The organism is Streptomyces sp. NPDC048196 (assembly GCF_040652715.1).
Lineage (GTDB): Bacteria > Actinomycetota > Actinomycetes > Streptomycetales > Streptomycetaceae > Streptomyces > Streptomyces siderophoricus.
The window spans coordinates 1-20,817 of sequence record NZ_JBEZMM010000071.1 but is presented as its reverse complement, the minus strand read 5'-3'; the positions used below and the strand labels follow the sequence as shown (position 1 = coordinate 20,817).

Genomic DNA, 20,817 nt, shown 5'->3' with positions numbered 1-20,817 from the left:
GCATTTTCGTTGGGATCAACGTGCGGACCAGAGGAAATGTCTGCCCGCCTGGAGGGTGTGCCGTCCCATGGCCGACCGCCGCCAGGGCCGTTACCGCCCTTCAGAACACCTGAAGCGCCAGCAATGTAGTGCGGTTGAGGACGAAGAGGCGGTTCCCATTGGCGGCGATGGAGCGGGAGCCGCCGCCGGCGAGGGCATATGTCTGAGGCTGGTCCTCGCCGGAGCGTGGCAGGCCGGTCACGCCGGTCTCGTCGCTCTCCACCACCCAGACGCTGTTTCCCTGGACGACCGGTGGCCGCCACGGAGGGACGACGCCGGCGACCATCCTCGGGTCGGCGGCCTGGCTGCCGTCGGAGTGCAGTGCGCGCAGCGCGTCGCAGTCCAGTGCGTAGACCACTCCGCCGGCCACGGTGGGCGGCCCCCAACCGGCGACGCCCTGTCTGGGCGGTCGCATGGGATTCAGGGCCCACAGCTCGCGACCGCCGGCCGCCTCCACCGCCGCCAGGCTGGTGCCGCCGAGATAGACGGTGGTCCCGTCGATGGCGGGCCGCAGCGGTCCTTCGGCCTGGCCCTTGCGGACCCATGCGCGGGACCCGTCCTCGGCACGGACCGCGGCCACGTCCCCCGTCTCCGTGCAGAGCACCAGATGGCCGGCGCCCAGTGCCGCGGCGGGGTGGCCGCCCGACAGCGGCAGCGGCGGCTGCCGGGTCCACCGCACTTTCCCGTCGGTCCCCACGCAGCGCAGCCGGCCGTCGGAGGTCAGCAGGTAGACGGCGTGGGCGTCCGCGGCCAGCAAGGCACCCACCGCCGCGTCCACCGTCCACCGGGGGGACCCGGTGGCGGCCACCCAGGTGCGCAGCGTCCCCTCGCCGTCGGCGGTGGCCACCAGCCGGTCGCCGATCGACAGGTATCCGGCGTCCGCCTTGGCGTCGCCGACCCGCCACCGTTCCCGGCCGTCGGTGACCCGGCGCGCCGCGATGCCGCCGCCGGAGGCCGCGAACACCACCACATCGCGCACCGGCAGCGGGGCCGGCGATCCGGCGTCGGCCACGCCCTGAAGGGGCCCCCACAGCAGTTTCGGGGTGCCTTCGGCGGAGCCGAGCGGCGCGGCCCGCACCGTGGCGGCCGGCGGGATGTCGAAGGGGTCGGCCGGGGTGTCCGTACCGCCACCCCGGCTGAGCCACCAGGCCGTGCCGCCGCCAGCCGCCAGCAGGGCCCCACCGCCGACGGCCGCGGCCAGCAGCCGTCGCCGGGGGAGACCGGAGGCGCCGCCGGCGGCACCCACGGAGGTGGGGGAGGACGCGATCGAACGGGCCGTCAGGCGGCGTGCCGTCGCCTCCCGTTGCCGGATCTCGTCGCCCAACCTGCCCGATTTCCACAGCCGTTCGGGCTGGCGCGGTGCCGCAGCGGCTTCCGCGACCTGGGTGGGCAGCGGGCGTGCCGCCGGGTCCTTCGAGAAACAGGGCGTGATCAGACACCGCAGGCCCTCGGGAACGGCCGCCAGGTCGGGGCTGCCGTGCACGACCTCGTACAGGACGGCGGTGACCTCGGCGCCGGTGTAGGCCGGCCGGCCGCCCGCGGCGAAGGCGAGGACGGCGCCGAGGGAGAAGACGTCGGCCGCCGGCCCGACGCGCCGCCCGAGGACCTGCTCCGGTGCGCCGTAGCCGGGGGTGACCGGGATCTGTCCGGTGCGGGTGAGGGTCAGGCCGTGCTCGGGGCGGGCGATGCCGAAGTCGATCAGACGGGGGCCGCGCGAGGTGAGGACGACGTTGGGGGGCTTCACGTCCCGGTGGACCAGCCCTGTGGCGTGCACGTCCTGGAGCGTGCGGGCCAGGGACCGCGCCAGTTCCCGTACGGCGGAGTCGTCGAGCGGCCCGAAGCGGTCGACGGCGTCGTCCAGCGTCGGGCCGGCCAGGAACTCCGTGGCGATCCACGGCCTGCCGCCCTCCAGTTCGGCGGCCAGTACGCGTGCCACGCCCTCACTGGTCACCGCCTGCGCGGTCCGCGCCTCCCGGAGGAAGCGGTCGGCCAGGTGCCCGTCATGGGCGAGCTCCGGCAGCAGGACCTTCACCGCGGCGGGGCGTCCGGAGGCGTCCACTCCGAAGTACACCTTGCCCATGCCGCCCTCTCCGAGGACGCCATGGAGGCGGTAGGGGCCCAGGCGCAGCGGATCTCCCTGGCCGAGGGGTTTCACAGGCGGTCGTCTCCAGGATCGGGAACGGGCAGGACGTCAGGCGAGCGGAAGGGCGAGGGTCCGCTTCTCCTGGCGGACGTACAGATGGCCGCCCTTGGCGTCGGCGGACAGGACGAGGGGTACGGTCTCGTACGTCCAGACGGCCTTACGGGTGCGCAGGTCAACGGCACGGAGGCCCTTGTCGTCGGCGCAGTACGCGTACCGCTTTCCGATCGCCGGGGCCACGTTCCGGTTGTTCTTCCTGCCGGACAGTCCCTTCTCCTGCCAGTTCAGCGTGCCGGAGAGGGCGTCGACGGCGATGAGTCCCTGGTCCGCCTCGGTGCAGTAGAGGACTCCGTCGTGGAGGATCGGCGTGCCGTACCGACGCTCCTCGCCCGCGCTGTCACCGACATCGCGGTCCTTCCCGAAGAGCCATTCGAGCCCGCCGTCGGACAGCCGGCGGGCGGTGAGGCTTTCGGCGCCCAGATAGAGGTTCCGGTCGTCGGTGACCAGCTGGGACGGCGGTGTGGTGCCGGCGAACGTCTCGGACATCTCCCACAGTTGGCGGCCGTGGTCCTTGTCGTGCGCGGAGAGGCCGATGAACTTCGAGCCCTCGCTCGGGGTCCCGCACAGCACCACCCGGGACCCCACCACGGCACCGCACAGCGCCGGCGGGAACCCCTCGGTCTGCGGCCCGTCCACCGGGCTGCGCCAGCGCTCCTTGCCCTTTCCGAGGTCGGCCGCGACCAGGTACCAGCGCTTGCCGGACGCGGCCTTGGCCACCAGGTACGCGATGCCGTCGACCACGCACAGCAGTTGGTTGTACTGCTCCTTGCCGGTGAACGCGGAGAGTTCCACCAGGGGCTTGCCCAGTCGGCCGTCGATCTGCGAGACCTCGCACACCGCCAGCGCCGCCCCGTCCTCCCGGTCCCGCAGGGCGTACACCCGGGTTCCGTCGGTGGCCGACCGCCAGGTCTCGGCGATGTTCGCCTGCCACGTGTCCTTGCCCGACTCGGCGTTGATGCCGCACAGCACGATGCCCGCGCGCATGACCAGATTGCGGCCCACCCGCGTCACCTCGCCCCCGGAGTCGGGGCACCGGATGGTGGTGTTCCACAGCTGGGTCGGAGGCTTCGGCCGGTCGACGGCGTCCTTCTTCGTGCCGCCGCCCCCGTCGTCCCCGGGACCCCCGAACAGGGCCCAGCCCGCGCCGCCCAGGAGGCCGCCGCCCAGCAGGGCGCCCCCGGCCACGGTCAGCAGCCGCCGCCGCGAGACGCCCGGCGCGGGGGCGGCCTCGGTCCGCGGCGTCTCGGTGGGCACCGGTGGTGGCAGGCGGTGCGGTGGCTCGCGCCACACCTCGTCGCTGCGGCGGGCGATCTCCCGCAGTACCGCGTCGGGCAGCAGGTCCGCGAAGCCGCCGCGGTCGCCCGGGGTGACCCCGGCGCCGCCCAGTGCGGTACGCAGCTCGGTGGTGGACGGGCGGTGCGCGGGATCCTTGGCCAGGCAGCGGACGAGCAGGGGCCGCAGCGACTCGGGAACCCCGCCGAGGTCCGGCTCGCCGAACCGGACCCGGTACAGCAGGTCGGTGGGGGCGCCGCCGCCGAACGGACCGACGCCGGTGGCGGCGAAGACCAGCACTCCGGCCAGCGCGAACACATCGCCGGCGGCGGCGTGTTCCAGGCCCGCGGCCTGCTCGGGTGACATGAACGCCGGCGTTCCCACGGCGCTGCCGACGTTCGTCAGATGCTCGTCGCCGAAGGCCCGGGCGATGCCGAAGTCGATGATCCGCGGGCCCTGCGCGGTCACCAGGATGTTGGAAGGCTTCAGGTCGCGGTGCACCACCTCCGACCGGTGCAGCTGCTCCAGTCCGGCGGCGAGGGCCGCGCCGAGGGCGCGCACGGCCGGCTCCGGCAGCGGCCCGCCCGCCTCGACGGCCGTGTCCAGCGGCGGGCCGAGCACGTACTCCGTCGCCAGCCACGGGGTGGGTGCCTGGGGATCGGCGTCGACGACCAGCGCACCGTGATCGGAGCCGATGACGCGTGCCGCGTCCGTCTCCAGCCGGAAGCGGGTCCGCAGCGTGGTGTCCGCGGCGAGACGGGTGTGCAGCGTCTTCACCGCGACCGTGCGGCCGCCCGCCGAACGTGCCAGGTAGACGGTGCCCATGCCGCCTCCACCGAGGCGGGCGAGGATCCGGAACGGCCCGACGGTGTGCGGGTCGTCGTGGAGAAGGGGGGAGATCATGACTTCAGTGCCCTTGGGTGGGGAGTGCGGCGGCCAGGACCTCCGCCGACTGACGGGACAACGCCTCGACGATCCGGCCGGGCAGCGACATCGGCTCCGTGGCGCCGGTCAGCGCGCCGTATGCCGCGCCCGGCAGCAACTCCGCCAGCACCCTTGCCGGTTCGGGGCGGCCTTGCGGATCGCGCGAGCGGCACGCCGTGACGATGTCCCGCAGGCCGGCGGGGATCTCCTGCCGCTCGGGCACTGTGTGCCCGGTCGCCGCGTACGCCAGCACGGCGCCCAGCGCGTAGACGTCCGCGGCCCGGTCCGCCGGGCCGCCCGCCGCCAGTTCGGGGGCGAGACAGCCGGTCTCCAGCGCGGTTGCCTGCGTGGGCGAGGCGGCCGCGGCCACCGGGTTCGCGCGGGTCGCACCGAAGCAGCCCAGCAGCGGCCCGCAGGCGGTCAGCAGCACACCCGCCGGGCAGAGCCCGCCGTGCACGATGCCCAGGACATGGGCCGAGGCCAGAGCTTCGGCCAGCGTGCCGCCGAGGGTACGGACCAACGGTTCCGGCAGCGGACCGCCGTACGCGGCCAGGACGGCGGGCAGCGGCAATACGGGCCGGTACGGGGAGGAATACCACGGGAAGGCCGGCGTCCCCCCGAGCCGGCCGACCGGCAAGAAGCCGGGCTGGGTCAGCCGGGCCGCCTGCTGCGCCTCGGCCGCCCACCGCGCCGGATCACCGCCTGGCGACGGCAGAAACGCCAGCACGGTGTGCCCGCCGTCAGCGCTACGGGCCAGATAGCGACGCTCGGGAACGCCTCTGCTGCCGTCGGCGTCGAGACGCGCCAACGTCAGAAATTCCCCGATCCGCGCAGGATCGTCCTGCCGCAGCCGCTCCACTCGTTTCTCCCCCGTCAGGCTCGATACGGACGTGAGCCTATATACGGCGGGGGCGGGGGCCGGAAGGGGGTCCGCATGGGGGACGACGGACGGCACATGGCGTCCGAAGTGCGCATTTTCGCCAGGTAGGGCGAGCGGGGTGGTCACCGAGAGGCTGGACCTGGTCGCTCACTGCCGACTGGCCGTGCGGAGCCGCCAGTTGTTGCTGCGGTCCCCATCGTGCCTCGATCGCCAGGACGGTGTGTTCCACTCTTGGCGTACTCCCTGCTACCGCCTCAAGGAGGCACGGATGATTCTGGTGACCGGTGCGAGTGGGAATGTGGGAACGGCGCTCCTCGCTCGGCTTTCTGCCGACGGTGTGGCCGTGCGTGCGGCCTACCGGGATCCGCACACCACGACCCAGGTGATCAAGTCGGGCGGTCAGGCGGTGACGCTCGATCTGGCCGAGCCGGACACGCTCGGGCCGGCACTCGACGGCATCGAGTCCGTCTTCCTCCTCGGCGCGACCAGCCCGGCCCAGACGACACATGAGCTCAACATGGTGGAAGCCGCCCGGGCGGCGGGAGTGCGGGTGGTCAAGCTGTCGGTCTGGCGGGCCGACGAAGGGCTGTCCCCGATCGCCCGGCTGCACCGGCCCGTCGAACGGGCACTGGTCACGTCCGGCCTCCCCTGGACGATCCTGCGCCCCAACTTCTACCTGCAGAACTTCCTGAACCAGCCGTCCATCCGAACGGCCGGCGAGTTCAGCCTCCCGCTGATCACCGCACCCATAAGCTTCATCGACGTCGGCGACATCGCCGCTGTCGCTGCGCGGGTTCTTACCACTGACGGCCACGACGGCTGCGTCTACGACCTCACGGGGCCCAAGGCACTGACTTACACCGAGGCCGCGGAAACGTTCTCCGATGTCCTCGGTAAGCCGGTGCGCTATGTGGGACTGCCCGACGACGAAGCGCGTGCGGCAATGCTGGGCCGTGGGCTGCCGGAGTTCTACGCCGATGCCTTGATCGAAGTTGCCCGCGCCTTCCGCGACGGCGGTGCAGAGACCATCACGTCAACCGTTGCCGATCTCACCGGCCGCGAAGCCCTCGGGTTCGCCGATTTCGTCCGCCGGAACCGCCACTTCTTCGTTTGACCGTGATGAGTGTCGCCCTGGGGCCGTTCTGGCCCTTCAGATCCAGGGCGCGCGTTCGATGAAAAATTCCTCGCCGGGGAAGTCGTCCGGGAAAACCCGGCTCGTCAACTCGCCCCGCAGGACGCGCAGCAGGTAGCTCTCCGCCGGGCCCTCGTAGAGATCGAACTCCTCACCACGGCCGATGACGGTGAGAACCGCCCATTCGTCGGGGTCGGGGTGGGGAACCAGGAACAGTATGTCCGCGTTGTCCGTCCCGCCCCACCGAATGAGTTCCGAAGGCGTGACGCCACGGTCTGCCAGCAGACTTCGGAGGTGGGGACGGGAGTTGGCCATGGTCGCGCGTGCGGCGATCGACCTTCTGATCAGGTCGACGTTCTCGTTCTGGGCACCCGCGCGGTAGACGCGGAGGAAGTCGTCGAATTTGGCGCCGCCGAAGACGTCGAGGAATTGCTTGAAGGGCGCCGGGAAGCTGGTGTGCAGGGCCTGCTCGGCGCTCGGCCAGTCGTTCGCCACCGGGTGGTCCGCACCGGTCGAAGGGAAGCGAGTCAAGAGTTCAAGGTCGGTCATATCGCCTACTGGTTGATGACGGTCTGGTCGATGTCTAGGCCAGGCCCGATGGCCTTGATATGAATTCCGGCCGGAATGAGATCGTCCGGGTTTCGATACACCGGTGTCGCGGAGTATTCCACGGGGCCGCGTGTGCGGACGGTTTCGTAGATGAGCTGTTCCAACTTCTCCATGACCTCGTTGTTGGCCTTGTCGTACATGAGGGCGATATTGGCCCGTGCACGTCCATCGCCACCCAGCGACCTGGCCAGGAGGTGGCCGCGGGTGTGGCCGGCGGCTTCACCCACCCACCCCGGCGGCTGGATGCGCCGCGAGGGCTTGGTTCCCGTGTTCAGCATCTCCGAGGTGATCGTCGTCTGCACACCGGTGGCTCGCCCCAGGGCGTCCAACGGCTTGCAGTAGGACGGAATCGGGGCGGCTGGAGCCCGCACTCCAGGGACTGCCGCCCGGCCCCGGACGGCACTGGCGGCGGCTGCCGCCGCGGTCGCGGCGGCAGCTCCGGCAGCGACCGCACCCGCCCCGGTCCGGGCTTGTCCGGCGCAAGGATCGCCGGGGCGGGGGATGGGTGGCGGGCTCGGGTTGCCGTTGGTGTCATAGCTGACGCTGCCGCAGGGCGCGGCGTACGCGGGGGCCGGCAGGAGTAACCACAGCGCGCACAGCAGGCCGGACACCGCCGCCGTGCGCCGTAACAGCATGCGTAGGGTCATGACGCCGCCTGGACCGGGCTCGGAGACGGTGGGGGTGGGACCGATGGGCGTTTGAGACCGGCGATGCGGCGGCGCAGGGCCTCTTCGGCCAGGGCGCCCGCGGTGTGCGGGTCGTACTCGTCCCGGCTGCGGTGCCAGCGGGTCATGCCGAGGCGTAGTTGGGCGTCGTACAGCCGGCCCAGGTGGTGGTACCCGGTGATGCCGTCGCGTCGGAGTGCGCGCAGGCGGAGGTAGAAACGGCGGGGCGGGCTCAGGAGCACCGGTACCTCGCCGGCGGTCACCGCTCCGTGTCCGGTGGCTGCTTCGGCGCGGAGCTCGACGGCGAGCGCGGCTGCCTGGTCCTGGGCCCCCCGCCTCAGCAGGACCAGGTAGAGCAGCACGAGCGGTCCTTGGAGCAGCAGGAAGGTCAGCGGGGTGAGGACCAGGAGGTCGACGGTCGGGCCGGGTGCGAACCACTCGTCCTTGACGCGGCCGAAGGCGGTGAAGAACACGTCATTGGCGAAGTGACCGGCGATGGCGATGCCGAATCCGCAGACGATGGCGGTCCGTCGGGCCCGCCGCTCCTTCAGCTGCCGCGCGATCCCGAAGCCGGCACCGATCGCGGCGGTGAACGCCACATGGGCCGCCATCAGCCCCAAGGACTGGCGTAGGAAGTACTGGGTGGAGGCGTTCGCGGCGTCATGTGCGGCCATGTACTGGGCGCTCTCGGTGAGGTTGAATCCCACACCGCAGGCCGCGCCGAGCACGATCCCGGACACGATGTTGTCGATGTGCCTGCGCAGCAGCAGGTGGGCGACCGCAACGCCGGCGCCCTTGCCCAGTTCCTCGAAGAGGCCGGCGGACACCAGACTGCCGGACGTGACGTCGAGCTTGAGCCGCGCCAGGTCAAGCGGCATCAGATGCCCGGGGCCCGGGGAGAGGTAGTGGTAGGCGTAGTCCAGCCACCATTGGTTCATCGAGCCGCCGAAGCCGCCGCCCACCACAGCGCCCCAGCCGGCCATCGCCAGCAGGAACCGTGCCGGGAGCCGGACGTAGCGCTGCATCCGGTGGACCAGCCACAGCGCGTAGGCGGTGCTGGGCAGGCAGAGCAGCAGCGATGTGAAGCTGTGGGTGAAGGAGTCGAGCATCCAGACCGGGTAGGGCAGGAGCAGCACCAGGGCAGCTGATGCCTGCCGATGGGCGAGATGCTGCCCACGTCGCCGGCCCATCAGGTAGAGGGCCAGGGCGGCCGGGAGACTCAGGACGTAGCACCAGAACGACACCTTGTACCAGCCGAACGACGGGTAGGGCGACCCCTTCAGCGGCGGGTTCAGCCAGCCGACCAGCGCATGGGCTTCTTCGTAGAAGAGGTGTGGGCGCAGAACGTCGACGGCCACCTGGACGGTGTACGCGGCACACATCAGCACCGCGACGAGCAGCACCGCACGCATGCGAGCAGCCGGCGAGCCGGAGAGGCGGCCTTCAGGGGAGAGCTGGCTCATGAACTTCCCCCAGTGAGACCCGGAAAACCGGTGGAGGAACCAGTGGGGAAACCAGTGGGAAAACCACTGGGAAGACCAGTGGGCAAACCAGTCGGGGGACCAGTGGGAAAACCAGTCGGGAGACCAGTCCTCCCACCAGTCGGAGGACTGGTGGGGAAGCTCGTAGGCAGTCCGGAGGGACGCGTCCGCATCCCGGGGAGGGTTGGCACTTTCGGATCCGGCTGCGCCCCGAAGTTCACCACCCCGGCGACCACGCCCAGCAGCACGGCAGCCACCCCGCACCCCAAGAGGAGGCGGTACTGCGGTGCTCGTTGGTAACCCGGCGCCGCTGTCTCAGTATTCGTCTGGGTCTTTCTCTTCGCCGCTGTCTCCGGTGCGGGTTCAGTCACGGCGCACTCCCCGACCGCAGCACTCCGAGGACCATCTCGTGCGCCCCGTAAGAAGCGGAGAACGCTAGGGCGAGATGGCCGCCGACCCGGACACCCCGTGGCGGGCGTACAGGGTCGTCGGCGGCGAACGACCCGCCCTTACCCGACTTCAAGGCCGGTCCCTTCGTCACCCGGTCAGGTCCTGCGACGGTGTACAGCGAGGGCCTGCCCGCAGCGTTCGCCCACACCTCCACGCCCGTATCGGTGGGAGACACCAGCGTGACGGACGAGACGCCCGGCAGGGTGGTGCTCCAGCGCTGTCGACCCGTGGCGAGGTCCACGGCGATGACGCCGTCAGAGCGGGCGTTGAAGGTGTTCTCGCCTTTGACGAGGTACAAGGTGTCTGCGTTCATCGGCACGTTCGCCGGGGCATGGACGCCGGCGTAGTCGTAGGACGCGGTGATGGTGGCGGCTCCGCTCGTATCGACCGGCAGCAGCCGGCTCGCCTCCGGCGAAAGTGTGTAGAGCGCAGCCCCCGGGCTCGCCAGATCGCATCCGACCAGCAGATGGTCCGCCTTGACGGTCATGAGCGCGGACGATGTCCGGTGGGAGACGGGGTACTTGCACCCGGGCAGCGGGCTTTCCCAGACCGGTGTGGTGGGGGAAGCGGCACCGAAGGCGAGCAACCTGGGTGCACTGCCGCACTGGGCAACGGCATAGACCGTGCCCGTCAACGCCTGTGCGTGCCCGCTGAGTTGGCATCCGTTGGGCATGGCTGCGGCACCGAAGTCGGTGGACCACCTCACCTGGCCGGTCGGTACATCGGCGGTGAGCAGATCGGTGCCGCCATGGTCCCGCGTCCGCGGCCCGGCGAACGGGGCGCTCACCACGTTGCCGCTGATGGACAGCGACTCCCCACCGACCCGGTCGGGAAATCCGGTGGATCCCTCGGCCACCAGACCGACCGGGTGTGCCCAGCCGAGCCGGCCCGAGTCGACGGAGACGGTCTGCAGACGGTCGCACCTCTCGATCCCCGGTTTCGGGGCCCATCTGCCGTAGACGAAGGCTCCGATCCCTTCGGACGTGCTGTGGCTCATATTGCACAACAGCCCGCCGTGCGGTGGCTTCCAGGTCCACAACCTCTTGCCGGTCGCGACGTCGTACGAGGTCAGACCGGTGTCGGTGCCGAGCACAACGGTGCTGGGGGTGCTCCACAGGCCCACGAAGGTGCCCGTGTCCGCTTTGGTCAACGACCAGGCGAAGCCGGACTTTCCTTGGGGGGCATGGCTGGGCCGACCTGAGGCTCCCGGCGGAGTAACGGGCGGATGACTGGCGGCCGTTGACGAAGACCCCGGGCCCCAGGCCGTGAGCGCGAGAGCAGCGGCAAGGATCGTGGCGAGCACTGCGACGAGTGGGACCACCGGCCCGCGGCGTCCCCCTATTCGGGTGGGTGACGGGGGAGTGGGCGGTAGGGGTGGAGGGCCGGACGGCATGGGCGGTATTGCCACCGGCTGGGGGCGCAGGCGCTGGAGTATCTGTGCGGCGGTGAGCCGTACGGCCGGGTCTTCGGCAAGGCAGTCGGCTATCAGCGAGCGTAAGGAGGGATCCGCTACGGCCGCCAGGTCGTACGGTCCGGGGCGTGACACGCCGGTGGCCGCGAAGAGGAGCACCTTCGCGAGGGCCCGGATGTCGTCAGCCGAGGAGTCGGTGGGGGCAGGGGAGCCCGAGCGCGTCGGCCGCGGACCGTCCGAAGTCACCAGGATGGTGGACGGGGCGAGGCCGCCGTGTGCCGCTCCGGCGGCGTGCAGGGGCACCAGTACCTCTGCCAGGCCCAGCGCCAACTCCTTCACCGGGCCGGGCGGGAGCGGACCACCACGGTTGATCAGCTGGTCCAGAGCTTCGTCTTCGTGCGACGGCATCAGTCAGCTTCCTCCTTCTCGCGTACGGCGTTGCCGAAGCGCTGATTCGACCCGGGCGGCAAGGTCCAGGACGGGCCGGGTACCGAGGGACCAGGTACGGGCGTGGGCCCGGTGAAGGGTCCGTATGAGCAGCAGCGCTCCCTCGGGGCGCGGTTCGATCGCGAGCAGTCCCGGCACCTGCCAGGTGTGGAGGTGATCGGGGCCGGCGGTGGTGGGCGACAGTGCACGGGCCAGATCGAGCAGCTCGGCATCCGCGTTCAGCAGGCTCGCGGTGGCGGTGTCCCCTTCGAAGGAGGACGGGGTGGAGCCGCGCCGGGTCACAGTCAGGGCAACGCGTGCGTGAACCGGCGGGCCGATCGGCACGGCATGGAGCAGGGGCCCCAGCCCGAGGCTGCGGCGGAGCCCCGAACGCCCGCTCATGACGACGGCGCGCAATTCGAAGGGTCTCGGTGCCTGGGCGTCGACGTAGACGAAGCAGTGCGTCGGCGCGGGCATGCCGCTGAACCGCTCTCGCGCCGGCAGCAGGCTGCCGGCCGGGACCCCAGTGCTGTCGGCGGGAAGTGTTACGGCCAACGGCGGTTGTGCGAGGCCCAGTTCAGCGCCCAGGGCTTGCGCGATGTCGGCGGTCACCTTCGCCGAGTGACCGTCTCGACCGGACCAGATGGCTGCGGGCATGATGTTCTCCTCGTTCCGTCAGGCAAGCCGGGCGGCTTCCTGGCGGACTTGCGCCGCCTGCTGTTCCTGCCCTGCCGCGGCCAGGAGCTCGCCCAGGCGCCCGAGCGCGGCCCGCCGTTCCGCCTGGAACCGCCCGGGCCGGGCCTCGGTGAGCTCACGCCAGTGCGCGGCGGCCTCCCTGGCCTGCGCCAGCGCTTCCGCCTGCCGGCCTTGGGCGGCCAGCTGGTCGCGGCTGTGGTCCGACTGCTGGGCCAGCCGCAGCAGCGTCTGGGTGCGGTCTTCGACCGGTGCCGGCGCGGCAGCCTCCTCTCTGGCCACCCGGCGCCGGCGCGCGGCCACGCTCAACGCCCCCACCAGGGCGATCAGTCCACCGGTAAGGACCGCAGAAACCAGCTTGTGCAGCAGATCCGTCATTGAAGTTCTTTCTTCCTCAGTGAGTTCCTGGGCCGTACGCAAACGCGCAGCAGTCCGCTGTCCGAATCCGACGCCGTAGCGTCGGCGTAGGCAGCGGTGGCCAAGCACGAAAGATCTTTCCGAGGAAGTCAGCGGTCGTCGTTGACCTGCAGCGCACACCTGTAGGCATGGAACGCACGGAAGACCGTGCCGTGCCGGCCGCAGGTGGCTGTCCTCCGCCGTCCTCTCGGCTGAGCCACCCACAGGACACCCGGCCCGGTCGTTGTGTGACACCGAGACGCTGTGTCGCGCGTCACATGTCCTGCGCGAAGCTGTCCGGGCCCCGGCCCTGTCCGCAGACAACGTGAGACCTGCGGCCCTTGGTGCACCTCGCTCAAGGCCAACCACCGTTGCGGAACGTTCCTGCTCAGCGCGGTGAAAGGTCCATGAGGCGCTGAATCAGGTCGGGGTAGGTCCAGCCTGCCGCTGTCGCCGCGAGCGGCAGCAGGCTCGTCGCTGTCAGGCCCGGGAGTGCGTTGACTTCGAGGCACATCGGCTCGCCGACGGCGTCGCAGCGGAAGTCGGTACGTGAATACGAGTTGCCGCCGAAGCCGAGGGCCTGATGGGCACGCAGGGCCAACTCCTGTAGCCGACAGGCGAATTCGGACGGTACCGGTGCCGGACACACTTCGCTGACCGCCCCGGACTGATACTTGGCCGTGTAGTCGAACATCGACGTCGTCAGCTCGATCTCGACCACGGGGAGCGCCTCGCCGCCGACCACGGCCACGGTGAACTCCCGCCCGGAAAGGAACGGTTCCACGATCAGCTCCGCCTCACCGGAGCGTGTCTGGGCCGCCACCCGCGCCAGCTGCGGGAGCGAATCGACGTAGTGGACCGACACGCTCGAACCGTTCGCAACCGGCTTGACCACCACCGGCCCCGCCGCCACCAGCCGCTTCACGGCCGCCGGCAGACCACTTGCCGCCGGCTGCCACAGCACCCGCTCGGTCACCGGAACATCCGCCGCAGCCAGTACGGCCTGTGTGCGCCCCTTGTGCCACGCCGCCGCGCATGCCGCGCTGCCCGCGCCCGTGAACCGTACGCCTGCCATCTCCAGTAGCGCCTGCACATGCCCGTCCTCGCCCCAGCCGCCGTGCAGTGCCAGGAACACCAACTCCGCCTCACGCAGCAGCTCCACGACGGGGCCGTCGGTCAGGGCGGCGTGCATCCGCCGTCTCAACCGAGGCAGGTCTGCGGGGGACGGCGGTTCCTTGCCCACCGCGAACCCGTCGACCGTGTCGCCGGGCCGCAGCGGCCCGGCCAGGACCGGCACCGCGGAGGCCGGGTCGACCAGCACCACCTCGTGTCCCCGCTCAAGCAAGGCCCCGGCGACCGAGGGGCCCGAGGCCAGGGAGACATCGCGTTCCGAGCTCTCCCCGCCACACAAGATCACCACACGCACGGCTGACTCCCTCACCCTTCTCCGGCCCGGCCCGGCTCGCCTCGCAGCGAGCCGGTCGGCTCAGTCGTTCACTTCACGATCAATCGGCGCTGCGGCCAGTAGCTTCGTGGTGCGGCGCGGGGCTCAGGATCATGAGTTGTTCGGGGTTCGGGACGGGGGCGAATCCAACCTTCGCGTAGACCCCGTGGGCGTCGAGCGTGGAGAGCATGACGCGCTTGAGCCGGTACGGGGCGAGGTGGTCGCGGACGGCGCCGGCAAGCCAGGTGGCGAGCCCCTTCCCGCGGTGTGCGGGAGCGACGTAGACATCGCAGAGCCAGGCAAAGGTTGCCCGGTCGGTGACGACACGCGCGTAAGCGACCTGGGAGCCGGTGGCGTCATGGACGGCGAAGTTGAGGGAGTTGCGCACCGACTGCTCGACCGTTTCCCGGCTGCGGCCCAGCGCCCAGAACGCATCGGTCGAGAGCCAGCGGTGCACCAGGTCGATGTCGAGGCGGTCGGGGTCCGTGGAGAGCTGGTATCCGTCTTCCCTGCTGCTGTTGACCATGGGAAGGCAGCGTAGCGGCCGAACTTTGGTTTTCCAAGGAGTAACTTGGAACTTCCAAGTAACGCAAGTGTCGACTGCGGTCGGACATGGTGCCCGCAGATCGAAAAGCGTTCGAGCGTGCGTGCTCTGTGGGATATGTTTCTGCTGTTCGAAGGGGGACGAAGTGGCGAAGCTGAACCAGATCATCGCTGTCGAAAAGGGTGTCAAGAGCAAGTCGCTCCAGGACATCACCGCGGCTCACCACAGGGTGCAGAAGCCCACTCTGCTGGCCGGTATCTCGCGTACGTATCAGCCCAAGGACGAAGAGGGCGAACAACTGCCGCCCGAGTCCACGCGGGTGCAGGTCCAGGCCGAGGACGTGCTGCGCGAGATGTCGACGTCGCTGACCCGCCTGTTCGACGTGACGGCCACCAAGGACTGGGCCAACTGCACGGCCCGTGCCGACGTCACGGTCGACGGTCGGACGATCCTCGCCGAGGTTCCGGTCAGCTACCTGTTGTTCCTGGAGAAGCAGCTCACGGACCTGCATGCCTTCGTCAAGAAGCTTCCGGTGCTGGACGCCGCCGAGTCCTGGTCCCTCGACCCGTCCACGGACTGGTGGAAGACGGACCCGGTCCGCACGATCCGCACGAAGAAGGTCCCGCGCAACCACGTGAAGGCGGAGGCGACCGACAAGCACCCGGCGCAGGTCGAGGTGTACTACGAGGACGTGCCGATCGGTTACTGGACCACGGTGAAGTTCTCCGGAGCGCTTCCCGCGCGTCGGGTGAACGAGCTGTTGGAGCGGGTCGAGAAGCTCCAGCAGGCGGTCAAGTTCGCCCGCGAGGAGGCCAACGGCGCCGAGGTCACCGACCAGCGCGTCGGCGACGCGGTGTTCGGCTACCTCTTCGGCTGACGACGGCCGCTACCTGTTCGGCTGACGACGGCCGCAGGTAGCATCCATGATCGCCCCCGCGTGCGAGCGCGGGGGTGCGCAACAGGCACGGGCCGGATTGAGGACCGGTCCGTGTGATGAGCGCAAGCTGAAACTGAAGTTCAGCCTGAAGACGCGGGTCACAGTGAAGGTTCGAGTCCTTCCCCCGGCACCACGGGCCGGGGTAGCCCAACATGGCAGAGGCAATCCCGCATCAATCTCAGACTCTCGCTCCAGCTTCAGCATTGCCGCCGATCGCCGGATCGACCGAGGACGGACGAACGCCGTCGGATGCGAGTTCGAATCTCGCCTGCACCTCTCCACGGTGCGGTAGTTCAAGGGAAGAACACGACGGCCTGATGACTGATCCGTCCTCTTAAACGCCGCCGGCGTGCGCAATTGGGTGGCACCCCCAGGGGCCCGGGAGCTGGATACGACTCCCGGGCTCCGCCACGTTCTGCGTCCCATGTCTGTGTGGGGCCTGGCGCTGCGTCGTGCCGTTTTGGCTGTGTGGTGCCTGCTGACCGCTGACGACGGCCAACGAAGCGAGGGCCTCGCCTTCGGGGAGATGCAGGTCACATTCGCCCATGTCACAGGGCGTGCGGCTGCCCCGTCTCAAGGGTGTAGTCACCGATGACCACAGAGGAGCACATCATGGACGCGCGACTGAACTTCTTCGCCAGCCCGATCGCCGGCAAGGCCCTCAAGTACGTCATGTCGGCCGGCAAGGCGGTCAAGGAAGCGCCGCTGCCGGCGGCGACGCAGGAGCTGGTGTCACTGCGCGTAAGCCAGATCAACGGCTGTGCCGTCTGCATCGACATGCACACCAAGGAGGCCGCCGCGGCCGGCGAGACCTCGGTGCGCCTGAATCTGGTCGCGGCGTGGCGGGAGGCCACGGTCTTCACCGAGGCCGAGCGTGCCGCGCTGCAGCTGGCCGAGGAGGGGACCCGGGTGGCGGATGCGGCCGGTGGGGTCAGCGATGAGGTGTGGGCGAATGCCGCCAAGCACTACGACGAGGAGCAGCTCACCGCCCTGGTACTCCTGATCTCCTTCATGAACATGGCGAACCGACTGAACGTCATTTCCCAGCAGCCGGCGGGCGACTACGAGCCGGGGCAGTTCCACTGATCGGCACAAGGGTGACCGGCTCGGGGTCCGACGGTGGGCCCCGAGCCCAATGGAAGTAACACGACGGGGAGTTGGGTTGAACGTGAGCAAGGTCGAGGAGTTCGAGGAGCTGCGGCCCCTGTTGTTTTCGATCGCGTACCGGATTCTGGGCAGTGTGGGGGAGGCCGAGGACGCGGTGCAGGATGCGTGGCTGCGCTTTGACGGTTCGGCGACGCGGCCCCTGTCGACCAAGGCTTTTCTGTCGGCCACCGTGACGCGGATCTCGATCGATGTGCTGCGTTCCGCACGGGTGCGACGCGAGGAGTACGTGGGCCCGTGGTTTCCCGAGCCGCTGCTGAGCGATCCGTATCAGGATCCGGCGCGGTCGGTGGAGCTGGCCGACTCGGTGTCGATGGCGGCGCTGGTGCTGCTGGAGCGGCTGAGCCCGCTGGAGCGGGCAGTGTTCGTGCTGCGGGAGGTGTTCGGCTTCGGGTTCGACGAGGTCGCCGCGGCGGTGGGGCGGTCGGAGCCGGCGTGCCGGCAACTGCTGGTGCGGGCGAGGCGGCATATGGAGGCCGGGCGGCCGCGGTTCGAAGCGGCCCGCGAGGAACGGGAGGAACTGGCGTCGCGGTTCCTCGACGCACTCCGCGAAGGCGATGTCGCCGGCCTGCAGGGCCTGCTCGCCGCCGACGTATCACTGGTCGGCGACGGCGGCGGCAAGGCTCCGCAGCTGGCCAGGGCCGTCATGGGCGCCGAGAGCGTGGCCCGGCTGCTCGCCTCCGTCTTCCCGTGGATGGCCCGGATCGACGTGACCTTCGAGCCGCACGAGATCAACGGCCAGCCGGGCGCGATCTTCCGCGACCGGGACGGCAAGGTGCTCAACACCATGGCGCTCGATGTGCTCGACGGGCAGATCCAGACCATCCGCTCGGTGATCAACCCCGACAAGCTCGGCCACATCGGACCGGTCGCCGACGCCTGGGCCATCGACCGGGAGGTGAAGCAGAGCCGACGGCGGCAGCGGCACTGACCCTCGCTCGCGAGAACTCGGGGCGCCCAGGGGCCACTACGACACGACGCCGAGATCGCCTTCGAGGAGGGTCCGGGCGATCGAGGGACGGTCCCAGAGGGCGAGGAGCTCATTGGCGAGGGCCACGATCGACAGCGGGTGCCAACCGCGCTTGCTGTGCACCTCGATGGCGGCGGCCGACAGGCTGCGCGGGACGGCTTCGGCATCGAGGAGGACCCGCCACTCGTCCGGGCCGAGCTTCAGGAACTCCAGTCCGGTCAACTCGGCGATCTCCAGCGGGTCGGCGAGGGTGCCGGGGTAGGCGGTGAGGGTGCGTAGACGGGGCAACCCCATGACGGGGGCAAGGCTGAGCGGCTCACTGTCCCAAACGCCGATGCTCAGCACCTCCAACCCGGCGTGCACGGCGGCCTGCACACTGCTCAGACTCCGGATGTTGACCCTGGCCACGACCGGCGGCCGGTCCGTGCGATGGCTGTCGGGCTCTTGCTCGGGCCCGTTCAGCACCAAGTCGGTGAGGGAGTCGGCGACCAGGTCGGCGCCGATGTTCTCCTCATGGCTGAGGATGATGATCTGCCCTGTGTGTCCGCGCGGGCCGGGCGTCAGGTCGACCGCGATCCGGTCGCCACCGCCGTTGTCGCCGAAGACGATCCAGCCCGGCGAGCCGACGACCCCCTGCACCGCGGCGTCGGACGCGGTGACGACCGCCTCCGTCGCGCCGAACTCCCAACGGCAGGGACGAGAGGCGGCGTCGGCGATGTACAGGGCATCCAGTGGGAACAGCTCGCAACCGACCGCCTGGGCCTCCCGCTCCGCCGCTTCGTAGTCGTCTCCCCAGTCCTCCCACTTCGCCCGCGTGACCCGGTAGAGGACCTTGAGCTCGTCGGGCAACGCGACGCCGAGGCGCGCTTCCGTGGCGACCAGCTCTGCCTCGGTCGCGCCGATGGCATCGGGGAGGCGCTCGCGAAGCGTGCGTTCCAGCAGCGCCAGATCCACAGAAGGAGCCGGTAGCGCACCGGGGACCGGTTCCGGCAGCCGACGCCAGGGCTCCGGGACCGCGTCCTCCACCAGGAGGAGAGAACCAGGATGCGGACCGAGGCCGGTCTCCACCGCGGGGCTGGAACCGATCAGGTGGAGTGCGGCCCGCCCGTTCGGCGAGATCTCCGCCACGAACGAGACGTCGTCCCTGCCGGCGCTCGCGAGCGCGCTTTGGACACGCTTCACCGCGCGGAACTCGTCCTGCATGTCCGCGACCTGGGCGGCTTGTCCGGGCGGCGGGAACCGTCGCTGCACGGGCAGACTCCACGAGTGCGAGCCGATACGGCCCGCCACGTGGCCGCCCGGCGCGGCAAGGCTCTCCACGTTGGCGGCCCGCAGGAGCCGCAGTACGGGCTCCCAGGTCGCGAAGTCATCTATCGCATGTATCGAGGGCACGGTGTTCTCCGGTCGTTCCGATGAGGCATGTCAGCTGCCGAGGAAGTACGGCTGAGGTGTCAGCTGCCGAGGAAGTACAACTTCTCCATGCGGCGGGTGTAGCTCTCGGTGTGGCGGACCCTGAGTATGGAGGTCTCCAGGTGCGTCCAGGGCCACGGGTCGGCCTCCCCCAAGGCCAGGCCGACGAAGGCGGACCACTCCACCTCCTCCGGCTCGGCGTCCAGGTCGACGTCGATCTCCGCCAGCGTGTCGCCGGTGACACCGAGGGCGGCGGCAACCGCGTGCGGGTCGCCGGTCACCTCCCAGGGGTCCATCCCGGGCCAACCGGAGGCATGGAACATGGTGCCGTCAGGAAGCCACACGATGTCCTCGGTATGGGACTCGCCGTAGTCCACCTCCACGCGGCCGACGATCCGTGCATCCGGGTAGCGCTCGCGCAGCCGGCCCACCTCGTACAGCAGCGGGGTGTCGTTGCCGTCGTCGCCGAGTGCGGGATCGCTGATCCCCAGTACGGGGCCCCAGGCCCCGGCCTGTACCTGGTCGAGGTCGGACCGCTCCATGAGGTTCAGGGGCGGGTGCGCGGGGCGGGTCTCGATCTCCTCCAGCACCTCCTCGACGGTGCCGAAGGATCGGACCAACTCCCGTGCCTGGCCAGGGTCGTTGGCCGGGAGACCGTGCGCGGTCGCCGTGAAGAACGGCGGTTGAAGAATGGTGATATCGCATCTGCCCATGCCGCCGCGGACCATGCGGTCCGCCGGAGTGGTCCAGTGACTGAGGTTGGTCATGCGCGACACCGTAGTGCGGGCCACTGACAGCGGACCTGTGGGCCGTCGGCCGAGCACGACGGTCGCAACCTCACTGGAGTGCATCAGGACATATCCGGGTGCTTTCCCGTGTCCGGTGTGACGCACGTTGCGTGAGCCTAGTATTGCGACGACATTCAGCGATCGAGGCACGGGGGACTGATGACTGGTCAGTGGGAGAGACTCGGCGAAGCCGGTGGCATCGAGGCGTATGTGCACCGCCCGGTGGGTGAGGTACGGGGCGCGGTGGTGGTCTGCTCCGAGTTGTACGGAGTGAACGCCTACGTTCGCGACACCTGCGCGGAGTTGGCGACGGCCGGGTACGTGGCGCTGGCACCCGACTACTACTGGCGCAATGCTCGCCGTACCGCGCTCGGGTACTCGGCCGAGGAGCGCGAGGACGGTCTGGTGCTGATGCGGGCGCTGGACCGGGACGAGTTGGTGGCTGACGCCTCGGCGGCACTGACGGTGGCGCGCGCGGCAGCCGGCGAGCGGGGCGTGGCCTTCCTCGGACTGAGCATGGGCGGACACATCGCGCTACGGGCGGCGACCGAGCTGAGCTTCGAGCTGGCCGCTGTCTTCTATCCGGGATGGCTGCTGAACAGCGGCTTCCCGCTGGTCGGGCCGGTGCCTCCGTTGGAGACCAGCGAGCGGATCGCTGCGGGCGGCGCCTTCCTGCTGGGTTTCCGCGGCGAGCTGGACCACATCATCCCGGCCGAGGAGTGGGAGCAGGCCGAGCAGCGGCTCACCGAGGCCAAGGTGCCGCACGAGCTGGTGACGTACCCGGGCGCCCGGCACGGCTTCGCCTGCGCAGACCGCCCCGAGGACTACGAACCGAAGGCCGGCGCGGATGCCTGGGGCAAGGTGTACGCCGCCTTGGCAACGCACCTCTAGGTGTATTGATCACGAGCGTTGTTAACGGTCGCTGGGTCTTGATCATGGCGAAGACCTCCGGTGTGGTGGAGGTGTCTAGGCTCCACACCAC

The 20,817-nt window shown here is 70.1% G+C and carries 18 protein-coding genes; 5 read left to right on the top strand and 13 right to left on the bottom strand.

Annotation, left to right across the window (positions count from 1 at the left end):
* Positions 1–100: 100 nt before the first annotated feature.
* Genes AB0E02_RS36050 through AB0E02_RS36040 form a run of 3 tightly spaced genes read right to left on the bottom strand, consistent with a single transcriptional unit; the run spans position 101 to position 5,294 of the window.
* The gene (locus AB0E02_RS36050) at positions 101–2,194 is read right to left on the bottom strand and encodes a protein kinase (RefSeq protein WP_362147914.1); all 2,094 of its coding nucleotides are present in this window, start codon (positions 2,192–2,194) and stop codon (positions 101–103) included.
* Positions 2,195–2,230: 36 nt separating this feature from the next.
* Positions 2,231–4,414 (bottom strand): protein kinase, encoded by a 2,184-nt coding sequence (locus AB0E02_RS36045; RefSeq protein WP_362147910.1) that lies wholly within the window; start codon positions 4,412–4,414, stop codon positions 2,231–2,233.
* Positions 4,415–4,418: 4 nt separating this feature from the next.
* Positions 4,419–5,294 (bottom strand): serine/threonine protein kinase, encoded by an 876-nt coding sequence (locus AB0E02_RS36040; RefSeq protein ID WP_362147907.1) that lies wholly within the window; start codon positions 5,292–5,294, stop codon positions 4,419–4,421.
* Between the two features lie 289 nt (positions 5,295–5,583).
* Here AB0E02_RS36040 and AB0E02_RS36035 point away from each other — a divergent pair, with 289 nt between their 5' ends.
* Positions 5,584–6,429, top strand: a complete 846-nt coding sequence (locus tag AB0E02_RS36035; protein WP_362147904.1) for an SDR family oxidoreductase — start codon at positions 5,584–5,586, stop codon at positions 6,427–6,429.
* A gap of 36 nt (positions 6,430–6,465) precedes the next feature.
* Here the strand turns inward: AB0E02_RS36035 and AB0E02_RS36030 are convergent, their stop codons facing one another.
* The 8 genes from AB0E02_RS36030 to AB0E02_RS35995 form a co-directional block, all read right to left on the bottom strand.
* Positions 6,466–6,978, bottom strand: coding sequence for a hypothetical protein (locus tag AB0E02_RS36030; RefSeq protein ID WP_362147901.1), 513 nt, complete (start codon positions 6,976–6,978; stop codon positions 6,466–6,468).
* A 23-nt stretch (positions 6,979–7,001) separates the two neighbouring features.
* Complete coding sequence (locus AB0E02_RS36025; protein WP_362147941.1) at positions 7,002–7,691, bottom strand: DNA/RNA non-specific endonuclease; 690 nt, start codon at positions 7,689–7,691, stop codon at positions 7,002–7,004.
* Positions 7,692–7,699: 8 nt separating this feature from the next.
* On the bottom strand, positions 7,700–9,184 hold the full coding sequence (locus tag AB0E02_RS36020) for a PrsW family glutamic-type intramembrane protease (RefSeq protein ID WP_362147898.1): 1,485 nt from the start codon (positions 9,182–9,184) through the stop codon (positions 7,700–7,702).
* A gap of 385 nt (positions 9,185–9,569) precedes the next feature.
* On the bottom strand, positions 9,570–11,471 hold the full coding sequence (locus AB0E02_RS36015) for a hypothetical protein (protein ID WP_362147895.1): 1,902 nt from the start codon (positions 11,469–11,471) through the stop codon (positions 9,570–9,572).
* Positions 11,472–11,474: 3 nt separating this feature from the next.
* The gene (locus tag AB0E02_RS36010) at positions 11,475–12,146 is read right to left on the bottom strand and encodes a hypothetical protein (RefSeq protein WP_362147892.1); all 672 of its coding nucleotides are present in this window, start codon (positions 12,144–12,146) and stop codon (positions 11,475–11,477) included.
* Between the two features lie 18 nt (positions 12,147–12,164).
* On the bottom strand, positions 12,165–12,560 hold the full coding sequence (locus AB0E02_RS36005; RefSeq protein WP_362147889.1) for a hypothetical protein: 396 nt from the start codon (positions 12,558–12,560) through the stop codon (positions 12,165–12,167).
* Between the two features lie 406 nt (positions 12,561–12,966).
* Positions 12,967–14,004, bottom strand: a complete 1,038-nt coding sequence (locus tag AB0E02_RS36000; protein ID WP_362147886.1) for a D-alanine--D-alanine ligase — start codon at positions 14,002–14,004, stop codon at positions 12,967–12,969.
* Positions 14,005–14,083: 79 nt separating this feature from the next.
* The gene (locus AB0E02_RS35995) at positions 14,084–14,548 is read right to left on the bottom strand and encodes a GNAT family N-acetyltransferase (protein WP_362147884.1); all 465 of its coding nucleotides are present in this window, start codon (positions 14,546–14,548) and stop codon (positions 14,084–14,086) included.
* Between the two features lie 163 nt (positions 14,549–14,711).
* On the opposite strand from AB0E02_RS35995, the gene AB0E02_RS35990 reads away from it, so the two are divergent.
* The 3 genes from AB0E02_RS35990 (at position 14,712) to AB0E02_RS35980 (ending at position 17,598) form a co-directional block, all read left to right on the top strand.
* A complete protein-coding gene (locus AB0E02_RS35990) occupies positions 14,712–15,443 on the top strand; it encodes a hypothetical protein (protein WP_362147881.1) in 732 nt (243 codons plus the stop codon).
* Positions 15,444–16,115: 672 nt separating this feature from the next.
* Positions 16,116–16,589 (top strand): carboxymuconolactone decarboxylase family protein, encoded by a 474-nt coding sequence (locus AB0E02_RS35985; protein WP_362147878.1) that lies wholly within the window; start codon positions 16,116–16,118, stop codon positions 16,587–16,589.
* Between the two features lie 82 nt (positions 16,590–16,671).
* Positions 16,672–17,598 (top strand): RNA polymerase sigma-70 factor, encoded by a 927-nt coding sequence (locus tag AB0E02_RS35980; RefSeq protein WP_362147875.1) that lies wholly within the window; start codon positions 16,672–16,674, stop codon positions 17,596–17,598.
* A 36-nt stretch (positions 17,599–17,634) separates the two neighbouring features.
* Here AB0E02_RS35980 and AB0E02_RS35975 read toward each other — a convergent pair whose 3' ends face one another.
* Together AB0E02_RS35975 and AB0E02_RS35970 are read right to left on the bottom strand one after the other, a co-directional pair.
* Positions 17,635–19,020 (bottom strand): SMI1/KNR4 family protein, encoded by a 1,386-nt coding sequence (locus AB0E02_RS35975; protein ID WP_362147938.1) that lies wholly within the window; start codon positions 19,018–19,020, stop codon positions 17,635–17,637.
* A gap of 68 nt (positions 19,021–19,088) precedes the next feature.
* Positions 19,089–19,814 carry a DUF6333 family protein gene (locus AB0E02_RS35970; protein ID WP_362147872.1) on the bottom strand — a complete coding sequence of 242 codons (726 nt, stop codon included), beginning with the start codon at positions 19,812–19,814 and terminating at the stop codon, positions 19,089–19,091.
* A 180-nt stretch (positions 19,815–19,994) separates the two neighbouring features.
* Here AB0E02_RS35970 and AB0E02_RS35965 point away from each other — a divergent pair, with 180 nt between their 5' ends.
* The gene (locus AB0E02_RS35965) at positions 19,995–20,726 is read left to right on the top strand and encodes a dienelactone hydrolase family protein (protein ID WP_362147869.1); all 732 of its coding nucleotides are present in this window, start codon (positions 19,995–19,997) and stop codon (positions 20,724–20,726) included.
* The last annotated feature ends 91 nt before the right edge of the window (positions 20,727–20,817 follow it).

Coding starts and splice junctions, on each gene's coding strand:
- AB0E02_RS36045 (WP_362147910.1), bottom strand. CDS start 4,414: ATGATCTCCCCCCTTCTCCACGACGACCCGCACACCGTCGGGCCGTTC.
- AB0E02_RS35995 (WP_362147884.1), bottom strand. CDS start 14,548: ATGGTCAACAGCAGCAGGGAAGACGGATACCAGCTCTCCACGGACCCC.
- AB0E02_RS36010 (WP_362147892.1), bottom strand. CDS start 12,146: ATGCCCGCAGCCATCTGGTCCGGTCGAGACGGTCACTCGGCGAAGGTG.
- AB0E02_RS36020 (WP_362147898.1), bottom strand. CDS start 9,184: ATGAGCCAGCTCTCCCCTGAAGGCCGCCTCTCCGGCTCGCCGGCTGCT.
- AB0E02_RS35965 (WP_362147869.1), top strand. CDS start 19,995: ATGACTGGTCAGTGGGAGAGACTCGGCGAAGCCGGTGGCATCGAGGCG.
- AB0E02_RS35970 (WP_362147872.1), bottom strand. CDS start 19,814: ATGACCAACCTCAGTCACTGGACCACTCCGGCGGACCGCATGGTCCGC.
- AB0E02_RS36035 (WP_362147904.1), top strand. CDS start 5,584: ATGATTCTGGTGACCGGTGCGAGTGGGAATGTGGGAACGGCGCTCCTC.
- AB0E02_RS35985 (WP_362147878.1), top strand. CDS start 16,116: ATGGACGCGCGACTGAACTTCTTCGCCAGCCCGATCGCCGGCAAGGCC.
- AB0E02_RS36005 (WP_362147889.1), bottom strand. CDS start 12,560: ATGACGGATCTGCTGCACAAGCTGGTTTCTGCGGTCCTTACCGGTGGA.
- AB0E02_RS36015 (WP_362147895.1), bottom strand. CDS start 11,471: ATGCCGTCGCACGAAGACGAAGCTCTGGACCAGCTGATCAACCGTGGT.
- AB0E02_RS36025 (WP_362147941.1), bottom strand. CDS start 7,691: ATGCTGTTACGGCGCACGGCGGCGGTGTCCGGCCTGCTGTGCGCGCTG.